The sequence below is a fragment of the Psychrobacter sp. 1U2 genome (genome assembly GCF_051847575.1).
On sequence record NZ_JBPYDC010000775.1, the window covers coordinates 1 to 841 of the forward strand.

Below are 841 nucleotides of genomic sequence, written 5' to 3' on the forward strand. Positions count from 1 at the left end.
GCGCCCGTGCTGACAGACCATCTCCCATCACTATGATGACATCATAAGATTTATCCGTGCCTGATTGCTCTAAAAAGTACTCTAATTTTTCAGAAGATTCAGTGTTTAATAGCCTTCCCCAATCTGGACGTTTAAGATAGTCAGATTTGTTTTCTGCCTGACTCATTACTTTGAATAGTTCCCAAACCTCATCTGATTGATCTAGAGATTGTTCGTCACTTTTCTTTGAATCTTCTGCCTCAACTTCTGTGTCCATATCTTTAAAAGTTAGATGACATTGTGTAGATAAATCATTAACTAAGCGTTCGATATCCAAATCTTGTAGTACTGCATCTTTGGCTTCGGCATGATCAAGCTGAAACTTTAATAAAGGCTTGGTAGGAATACTACAGCCAACTCGTCCTAGCGCGATTCTAGAGTCTGTATATTCTTTTAGTTTCTGCCAAGGATCCAGATGAACCAATTCATTTTGCTTATCAGTAGCAGATTTGCTGGCTTCAAATTCGCCAGTTTTAGAACCATCAGTTTCAAAGTCATCAGTTTTAGAACTTTTATTTTCAAAGTCTCTAGTTTCAGAGCGACTGCCATTAACTGGCAGCTTGTCAGTGTTAACGTTTGACTGCTGAATTTGCGAATCATTCATTTGTGAATCATTAGTAGGCATGTGCTCCTCCTTTATAGTTTAGAACCATAGTTCACAACTGCTATATCTCATAAATCTAGTTTTATCAGTCTCACATAATTCCAGAAAGTAGAGAGGATGGTTTATCTGACCATTTGATACTGTTTTGCGTTTGAGTATAAAAGCCGTTTTCACTGAGCCAATGCGCAAACTGAGGGG

General features: G+C 38.3%; 1 protein-coding gene. It reads right to left on the bottom strand.

Annotated features, from left to right (window positions below):
- Positions 1–664: ethanolamine ammonia-lyase light chain EutC (locus ACS8FD_RS18670; RefSeq protein WP_439276947.1), on the bottom strand; the 664-nt coding region annotated here is incomplete at its 3' end.
- Positions 665–841: the final 177 nt, after the last annotated feature.